Source organism: Bacillus mobilis, from assembly GCF_001884045.1.
GTDB classification, from domain to species: Bacteria; Bacillota; Bacilli; order Bacillales; family Bacillaceae_G; genus Bacillus_A; species Bacillus_A mobilis.
The window spans coordinates 33300-41727 of the sequence record NZ_MACF01000134.1; the positions used below are offsets into that span (position 1 = coordinate 33300).

At 36.1% G+C, this 8428-nt stretch carries 11 protein-coding genes; 5 read left to right on the forward strand and 6 right to left on the reverse strand.

Going from position 1 to position 8428, the window contains the following annotated elements; translation table 11 throughout:
* Positions 1–7 precede the first annotated feature (7 nt).
* The 5 genes from BAQ44_RS25990 to BAQ44_RS30055 all read right to left on the reverse strand — a co-directional run bounded on the left by BAQ44_RS25990 (position 8) and on the right by BAQ44_RS30055 (position 5317).
* Positions 8–430 carry a pyrophosphohydrolase domain-containing protein gene (locus BAQ44_RS25990; protein ID WP_071724576.1) on the reverse strand — a complete coding sequence of 141 codons (423 nt, stop codon included), beginning with the start codon at positions 428–430 and terminating at the stop codon, positions 8–10.
* A 195-nt stretch (positions 431–625) separates the two neighbouring features.
* A complete protein-coding gene (locus BAQ44_RS25995) occupies positions 626–811 on the reverse strand; it encodes a hypothetical protein (protein ID WP_000038782.1) in 186 nt (61 codons plus the stop codon).
* Positions 812–901: 90 nt separating this feature from the next.
* Positions 902–1981 (reverse strand): Ger(x)C family spore germination protein, encoded by a 1080-nt coding sequence (locus tag BAQ44_RS26000; protein WP_071724577.1) that lies wholly within the window; start codon positions 1979–1981, stop codon positions 902–904.
* The gene (locus BAQ44_RS26005) at positions 1957–3051 is read right to left on the reverse strand and encodes a spore germination protein (RefSeq protein ID WP_071724579.1); all 1095 of its coding nucleotides are present in this window, start codon (positions 3049–3051) and stop codon (positions 1957–1959) included. Before BAQ44_RS26005 ends, BAQ44_RS26000 begins: the two co-directional genes overlap by 25 nt.
* Before the next feature lie 16 nt (positions 3052–3067).
* A complete protein-coding gene (locus tag BAQ44_RS30055; protein ID WP_084669642.1) occupies positions 3068–5317 on the reverse strand; it encodes a spore germination protein in 2250 nt (749 codons plus the stop codon).
* Positions 5318–5469: 152 nt separating this feature from the next.
* Here BAQ44_RS30055 and BAQ44_RS26025 point away from each other — a divergent pair, with 152 nt between their 5' ends.
* Positions 5470–6594, forward strand: a complete 1125-nt coding sequence (locus BAQ44_RS26025; protein WP_071724583.1) for a homoserine O-acetyltransferase family protein — start codon at positions 5470–5472, stop codon at positions 6592–6594.
* A 49-nt stretch (positions 6595–6643) separates the two neighbouring features.
* Here the strand turns inward: BAQ44_RS26025 and BAQ44_RS26030 are convergent, their stop codons facing one another.
* Positions 6644–6826 (reverse strand): hypothetical protein, encoded by a 183-nt coding sequence (locus BAQ44_RS26030; RefSeq protein ID WP_016085879.1) that lies wholly within the window; start codon positions 6824–6826, stop codon positions 6644–6646.
* Positions 6827–7024: 198 nt separating this feature from the next.
* On the opposite strand from BAQ44_RS26030, the gene BAQ44_RS26035 reads away from it, so the two are divergent.
* The 4 genes from BAQ44_RS26035 to BAQ44_RS26050 all read left to right on the forward strand — a co-directional run.
* Entirely contained in the window at positions 7025–7330 is a 306-nt protein-coding gene (locus BAQ44_RS26035) for a rhodanese-like domain-containing protein (protein ID WP_071724584.1), read from the forward strand.
* 76 nt (positions 7331–7406) lie between these two features.
* Positions 7407–7631, forward strand: coding sequence for a spore germination protein (locus tag BAQ44_RS26040; protein ID WP_002067672.1), 225 nt, complete (start codon positions 7407–7409; stop codon positions 7629–7631).
* A gap of 20 nt (positions 7632–7651) precedes the next feature.
* Positions 7652–7975 carry a hypothetical protein gene (locus BAQ44_RS26045; RefSeq protein ID WP_061676794.1) on the forward strand — a complete coding sequence of 108 codons (324 nt, stop codon included), beginning with the start codon at positions 7652–7654 and terminating at the stop codon, positions 7973–7975.
* A 121-nt stretch (positions 7976–8096) separates the two neighbouring features.
* Positions 8097–8428: exosporium leader peptide-containing protein (locus BAQ44_RS26050; protein WP_131801872.1), on the forward strand; the 332-nt coding region annotated here is incomplete at its 3' end.

An 8428-nucleotide genomic window follows, 5' to 3' on the forward strand; every position in this document is an offset into this window, starting at 1 on the left:
GGATTTCCTAGCAGTTTTTTTCAGCTTCTTGGCGCTGACGTTCGATTTCAGCACGAAGTTGTGGTTCTGGTGCTTGCCAGCCTTCTGGTTTTAGAATTTTGCCGTCGCCTTCGCGGAATCGAGGTTTTCCATCAGGGAATAGTTTTGCCATGTTTGCGTTATTTACAATTTCGAATCCTTTATCAGGACGTACGCCCATTTCGGCAAACGTTCCGAATGCAAAGTAAATAAGGTCAATTAGTGCATCATATTGATCTTCAACAGTCGTTGCTTCTAGAAATTCTTCTAGCTCTTCTTGCATAAAACTTGCACGGATTTTTGCACGTTCTTCTGCTAATTTTGTTGGAGTATTTGTCACAGGATGTCCGAACTCTTCATGCATTTTTGCAACAAGTTCATACCCTTTATCTAAACCTTTTTCGTTTGTCATGTTGTTTCATCCTTTCTCGCTTTGTGCCGAATCTCATTGTAACATATGGTGATTATGAAATGAAAAAGGACTGTCCAAAAGTTTCATCTTTTAGTTCAGATAGCGTTAGTGAAAGATTATATCGACTGAACGACAAAACATAGCCTTTTAATAAAAGAAAGCCATCCCGGAATACTGTTGGGACGGCCCTGCTCGTTATTTTTCTTCTTTTATTAAAATGGATAAAATAAGGTCGATGCCAAACATACCAACGAGCAACATTGGTATAACGACAAGTAAATAACGCGTGAAGGAAACATTTTTTAAGTATGTATGAGCAAATAAAAAGACGCCGAGAAATAAAATACCATTTAAAATAGGCTTTACTAATTTTTTAGACATAAGCTCCCCCATAAATATCTTCTCTCTCTATCTAAAATAAAAACTCCTCTTTCCGTTGTATCATGCCGGAGAGAGGAGTTCAATCATTTCTCATTCGATTACACCAGAATTTGTAATATTTACGGTGTATTTTACAGTAACAGGGACATCTTTGTACATCTGTTTCCACTCTTCTAACTTGAATGGACGGTAATGTTGTTTATATTTTGCTCCTAGTCCGAGGGGATCGACATTTAAAGATTTGAATTGCTTAATTAATTTGTTAGCTTGTGTCTCCAATTGTTTTTGAACGACCTTCTCAATCTTTTTTGTGTTCTTAGCATTCTCTAAGTTAATTTGTTTTGATACTTCTTGAATACGAGCCTCAAGCGTAACATGAATGGAAAAGGAAGGCTTTCCATTTTTTATTTTTATATCGTATGTTGGAACAGAACGAATATTATTAATCATTACGTACCCAGGATTTGCTTTAAATTCATGTGAATCTAACTTATGTTTCTCCAAAATTCCTTTAAATATAAACATATCTGTTTCCGCAATTTTACCAACATATTTATCTTTTTTAAAAAGACCAATTCCCGTGATTTTTATTTTATCACCATGTTTCTTTAGAATTGGAATATAGTAGTCTTGCCCTTCTTGATAATAACGGAATGCTCCTACATGCAGATTATCTGTTGGTAAAGGACCGGTCTCCATATTATGTTCTAGCATTTTTTTTATATAAATTGCAACGTTGGATGAAGTCGTGTACTTTCCTTTTAAAAGTTCAGTACCATTACCGTCAAGTAAAGCAACATATAAGGCATTTCCGATATTTACATCACGAATTAATGTATCGAAGGAAGCAACCATTCCTTTCTTAGCAATTCGGATGGTAAATAGAGAAACCCGCATTTGTCCGCTGGCAAATGGTTGAGAAGACTCTAAAGATGTGTCAGCTTTTACTTGTTTTACCGCATTTGCTGTTCCTTCAAAAACTTGAACTTTGTTGCCTTTTTGCTGAATAGGACAAACAAATGTTACCTTTATTTTATTATCTTTTGCTACATCAAAGACAGTTCCTTGTATAAGGTGTACGTCGTCGATAATATTTTTTTGTAAACATCCAGTTAAACTGAAGAGTGTTATACAAGAGATAAGTATTAATTTTTTTTTGATTTTTTCCATTTTCTTTTCACCCACACAATGATAAATAGGATTGGGATGTATACATAAATGAGCCAAAAGCTCCCTTTCGATGCATTACTAATAAAATTATTAATATCGTGTCTGTTTGTTAAAAGCTGTGAAACAACAAGGGTAATAAGCATAAAAGCGATTAAAACACCTCTTTGTTTTATACGGAATATTTCGTGCGTTGCTCTCGTCGCCGCCCACAAAGGAAGAATAAAACTTGTAATAATAACGAGTGCATAGCCTGAAATTGCAATATACTCTAGCCTTTCTATGAATGGTAATTGAATGACTTGGGTCATAGAAAGTTGGGCCCATATCGTCTTTAATAATTGTTTTTCACTAAAAAATGAAAAGGCTAAAAGGGTACTAATTAAATATAGAAGGTTTGAAAATAGTGCTCCAAGCTGAGCGTATTTATGAGATTGCATAGGCTTTTTCACAAATGGATACACCATGAGGTAAATCTCAAAACCGGTCATACTGTAGATTGACAGTTGAGCGGATTTTAAAATGTCTGAAAGAGAATGTGTGAATATAGGTAGTAAATTCTCCCAATGTGAATATTTCAAAACGAATAAGCTTAGAAATAAATATCCTAATGTACCACCAACAGAGATGACGCAAATACCGGTAATTACACGAAATCCAGAAGATATAATGTAATAGCTAACTAAGCATAAAAATAGTGTTAACATAAAGGTGGAAGCGGTAGGAAACATCCATACTTGAATAATTTCAACGTATGTTCGAATAACAGAAATACTGACGATTAAAAAATAAGCTGCAAAGACGATGTTAACGCCGTTTCCTAGCCACTTTCCAAATGTTTGCCGATGTAAGTCGATTAAATTACCGTTTGTTTCTTTTAATAAAAAATACATCATCCATATAAGAATTTGGATACAGAGTCCTGTGATTAGAACGCCCATCCAGCCGTCGTATCCAGCGGCCTTTGCAGTGATTCGAGCGAAGCCGAGAACGCCAGCTCCAAACTGTGCACCATGAATTAAGAAGAAGACAAAAACAGGTGATATTTGATATTTTTCTTGAACTTTACTCATCAATGCACCTCATTCCTTAATCATCGAAGTCTGATCTATGTTTTGTTGAAATTCCTTTTGCTGCTTTTTTTACATGTTGTGGCCTTGCTTGTACATCTCTTGTATCAATCATTGTTAAAGGAAAACGAATCCAAGAATCTTTAACAGATTGTTGTCTTGTCGGGTAAAACAAAGCGTACGGTTTACGTAAGGAAGTGAGCCTGAATAGATGAGTAAATAAAAAGATAAATCCAAGAGAAATCCCGAATAATCCGCCTATTTCTGCAAACATAAGAAATGGAAAACGTAGTAATCGAACAGCATTACCCATTTTATAAATAGGTGTAATAAAGGAAGCAAGTGCTGATAAGGCAACGATAATTAATAAAATATTACTCGTTAAACCAGCTTGTACAGATGCTTGTCCGATTACGATACCGCCTACAATACCGAGCGTTTGACCAACTTTCATCGGTAACCTTGCGCCAGCCTCTCTCAATAAGTCGATTGCAAGTTCTAAAAATAGTGCTTCAATTAAAGGTGGGAACGGTACTTGAGCTCTTGATAAAATCAAAGTTTCAAGTAAATCGCTTGGAATAAGTTCATAATGATAATTTAAAACTGCAACGTATAACGGTGTAGCACAAATTGAAAATAGAACGGCGATTAATCTTAAAATCCTTGAAAATGTAGCATATAGCCAAGAGACGTTATAGTCTTCTGGCGAAATGAAAAAATCGAAATAGGATACAGGTGTTAGTAGGACACTTGGAGAACCATCCACAAAAATAGCGATTTTTCCATCAATTAGTGCTTTTGTAACTCTATCAGTACGCTCTGTATTGATGTAGAGGGGGAAAATTGACTTTTCTCCCATTAGTTCTTGTATATAAGCGCTATCATTAATTTGATCATATTCAAGAGCGCGTAATGACTCCTCGAGAAAATCTACATTATCTTTTTCAGCGAGGTTGTCTAAATACATCATGACAACTTTTGTTTTGGAAAACTCACCGACAATCATTTCTTTTGTTTGTAAATCTAAAACAGGAAGCCGTTTTCGAACTAAATTAATATTTGTATCAATATCCTCTACGAAACCTTCTTGAGGACCGATAACAGTCGATTCGTTTAAAGGAGGAGTTGGTGCACGATAATTATCAATCGCGATGTTTGCAAGCATACATTTTTGATCTTGCTGGTTCAATTGAATAATCGCATGTCCTTTTAACACCATATCCTCAATTTTTTGTAAATCGTTCGTGATTGTAATGCCGCTCATCGGAATATGTTCTTTCAGCTCTTCTAGTGAAGCACTAGGTCGTTCTAAAAGAGTAGGCATTAAATATTTTTGCAATTTCTCTCCATCAAGCGAAGGGCGATAGTAAGAAATCCAATAAGGCATTGTTTCATCATCAGATGTATGGTAATTAACAAAATCACTAGACTTTTTGAGCTTCTCTATTAAATCTTGTAGAGAATGAATACGGTCTTTTCCTGGTTTCGTAAAATCATAAATACTATTATTTCCAGATCCTTGTTGTTGATCTTGCTCCAAGTTATCTTGTTTAGAGTTTTGCTGCTGATTTTGATCCGAGTTACCTTGTTTAGAGCTTTGCTGTTGATTTTGATCCGAGTTATCTTGTTTAGAGTTTTGCTGTTGATTTTGATCCGAGTTATCTTGTTTAGAATGTTGTTGATTCTGATCCGAGTTACCTTGTTTAGAGCTTTGCTGATGATTTTGATCCGAGTTACCTTGTTTAGAGCTTTGTTGTTGATTTTGCTCCGAGTTATCTTGTTTAGAATGTTGTTGATTCTGATCCGAGTCGTCTTGTTTAGAATGTTGTTGTTGATTCTGATTCGAGTCGTCTTGTTTAGAATGTTGCTGTTGCTGCTGATTCTGATCTGAGTCGTCTTGTTTGGAATGTTGTTGTTGATTCTGATCTGAGTCGTCTTGCTTAGAGTGTTGTTGTTGTTGTTGTTGTTGTTGTTGTTGTTGTTGTTGTTGTTGTTGTTGTTGTTGATCCTGATTCGAGTGGTCTTGTTTAGAACTTTGCTGCTGATTCTGATCTGAGTCGTTTTGTTTAGAGTGTTGTTGTTGATCCTGAGAAGAATCCTTGTTTTCCTCTTTTTTTTGCGCGCCATTGCTAACTTTATTATGTTTCATACTTCTAGTTTGTTCTTTGTTATCATCCTCTGGATTGTTAGGTTGTTGCTCCAAGTTATCTGTTTCGTTTTTCTTTGTTGTATTTGATTTTTTTTTCTTACGTAGCCAATTCCAAATCATATGTATTCCCTCTTTAATTGTGTAATATAGTGCTATTTTGTGGCTAATTTTGTATATTATTCATTTATTTATGAAAAGAAGAAGGAGTTTGGTTTGCATAGAAAAAAACATGTAGTAAGCAGTTCATACTATAACGGGAAGAGGGAGAGTCTGTGCAAATTGTAAAAAAAGAGAAGTTTGTTTTAAGGGAGTTTACGTTTGAAAATGGTAGGGAAATTCCTGTTCAAATGGGGTATGAGACGTATGGTACTTTAAATAGAGAAAGGTCAAATGCGATTTTGGTTTGTCATCATTTTAGTGCAACGAGTCACGCGGCAGGAAAATATACAGCGCATGATGAGGAGTCTGGTTGGTGGGATGGTTTAATTGGACCTGGAAAAGCAATTGATACAAATAAATACTTTGTTATATGCACTGATAATCTTTGTAATGTGCAGGTAAAGAACCCTTATGTGATTACAACAGGACCGAAATCAATTGATCCGAAAACTGGAGATGAATATGCGATGGATTTCCCGGTTTTTACATTTCTTGATGTAGCTCGTATGCAATATGAGTTAATAAAAGATATGGGAATCGCAAGGCTACATGCTGTAATGGGACCGTCAGCTGGCGGGATGATTGCGCAGCAATGGGCTGTTCATTATCCTCATATGGTAGAGCGAATGATTGGTGTTATTACGAATCCGCAAAATCCAATTATTACGTCAGTAAATGTAGCGCAAAATGCTATTGAGGCCATTCAACTAGATCCAAGTTGGAGGGGTGGAAAATATGGAGAAGAGCAGCCAATGAAGGGGCTTCATTTAGCAAATAGAATGATGTTTATGAACGCGTTTGATGAGCATTTTTATGAAACAACATTCCCTCGTAATAGTATAGAAGTAGCTCCTTATGAAAAGGTTTCTACATTGACGTCATTTGAGAAAGAAATAAATAAAGTGACATATAGAGGTATAGAGTTAGTAGATGCAAATTCGTGGATATATACTGCGAAAGCAGTTTTATTACATGATATTGCGCATGGATTTTCGTCTTTAGAAGAGGCGCTGTCTCATATAGAAGCAAATGTACTTATGATTCCGTGTAAACAAGATTTGCTTCAGCCGTCACGTTATAATTATAAAATGGTAGACATGTTGCAAAAACAAGGGAAGTATGCGGAAGTGTATGAGATAGAAAGTATAAATGGGCATATGGCGGGAGCATTTGATATTCATTTATTTGAAAAAAAGGTTTATGAGTTTTTAAATCGGAAAGTATCTAGTTTTGTGTAGAAAAGAAATGGTGTGAAAAAGGTGCAATGTATGTAGTAGGCACCTTTTTTTACATGATTTGTAGACGGAAAATATATGTGGCAATTGCTATACCAAAGAACGCTATACTAAGTAATAAAAATAAGAATGATATTTCTTGTGGCGATTTTATCTTTTTATTATTTTTCATACTAAGAGCAATAATTGCAGCGATTAAGAAAATGATGCCGGTAATGAAAAGAAAAAGTGTCATTTTCATTGGCTCCTTTCATAAAACAAGTATATTGAGGATACAATGCACGAGTTATGTTTGTAAAGAATAAGTTTTGCGAGAAAATTGAGAAATAAATTTTGCATTCTTTGCGTTCTTTCTTTCGCATGCTAAAATTGATTAGACATGCTTTTTAAGGAAGAGACTAAAGGTTTTATTGTATATAAGGAGGAACGAAATATGACAGAAGTTAAAACAATCACTACAGAAGAAGTGCAAGAACGTTTAGAAAATGGTGAAATGTTATTTTTAGTAGACGTAAGGGAAGATGAAGAAGTAGCAGCAGGGAAAATTCCAGAAGCTGTACATATTAAAATGGGTGATATCCCAAATAAAGTAGATTTCTTTGATAAAGAGAATGAATATATCTTTATTTGTCGCTCGGGAATGCGCAGTGAAAATGTATGCCATTATTTAAATGAGCAAGGATATAAAACAATGAACATGGTTGGCGGTATGCTTCAATATGAAGGTGAAACGAAATAAGTAGTTTAAAAACTTGAAACGTGTTTGTTTCAAGTTTTTTTCTTTTGCATACAGTATACAAAAGGGGGAGGGATAAATGGGGATTAACATGCGTAAAGTAAAAATTATTAACAATACAGGAGCTGTTAATGTTGGCGACTGTTATAATATCGCACCTTTAGCTGTAGCAAAAATATATGCAGGTGCTGGAGGTTCGAGCGCGGCAGTTTTTTTAAATGGGAAAAGGCAGCCAGAAGCAGTGATTCGAACATCAGTGTTTCTTCCGCCGTTAGCAACGAGTACACGTACATTAGGTTCATAGAGGAAAGGTAGAGTGTAATTATGCCTGCTCATATAAAAGAGTTTGTTATTGTGAATAACACTGGTAATATATTTACCGGTGATAATTTGAGTGATACGTCATTTACTGCTTCGAAATCGTATAGTGGTTCAATGGGGTGTACGTGGATTGATGTTGTTACAGTAATAGGAACGGAGACGAAGCTTTGCTTGCAACCAGGAGATTCGGTGACGACAACATATACAAGGGGTACGCCTGCTGGTACTGTAACAGGCACAAATACGGGGCAAAGTGTAAACACATCGAGTATAGCACAAGCTGTCCCAAATACAGATAATATGGATTCAGTTGCTGGACTCCCTTAAGGATTTAAGGGAGTTTTTATTATTTCAAATAAAAATAGTCTTTGAGTTTGTTTTTGTAAATACATATTAAGAAGAAGAGGTTTGTTTCATGTAAAAAAGATGGTGTGCAGGTGGTGAAAGTGTGAGAGAGCGCGATAAAAAACATTCATTAAACTCTAATTTCAGAATTCCACCAAATCTTATTGGGCCTACCTTTCCACCCGTTCCAACGGGATTTACTGGCATTGGGATTACTGGCCCAACTGGTCCACAAGGTCCAACAGGACCTCAAGGACCAAGAGGATTACAAGGTCCGATGGGGGAGATGGGCCCGACAGGACCTCAAGGTGTGCAAGGGATACAAGGACCAGTTGGACCAATAGGTGCAACTGGACCAGAAGGACAGCAGGGACCACAAGGATTGAGAGGACCACAAGGAGAAACAGGAGCGACAGGACCGGGGGGGGTGCAGGG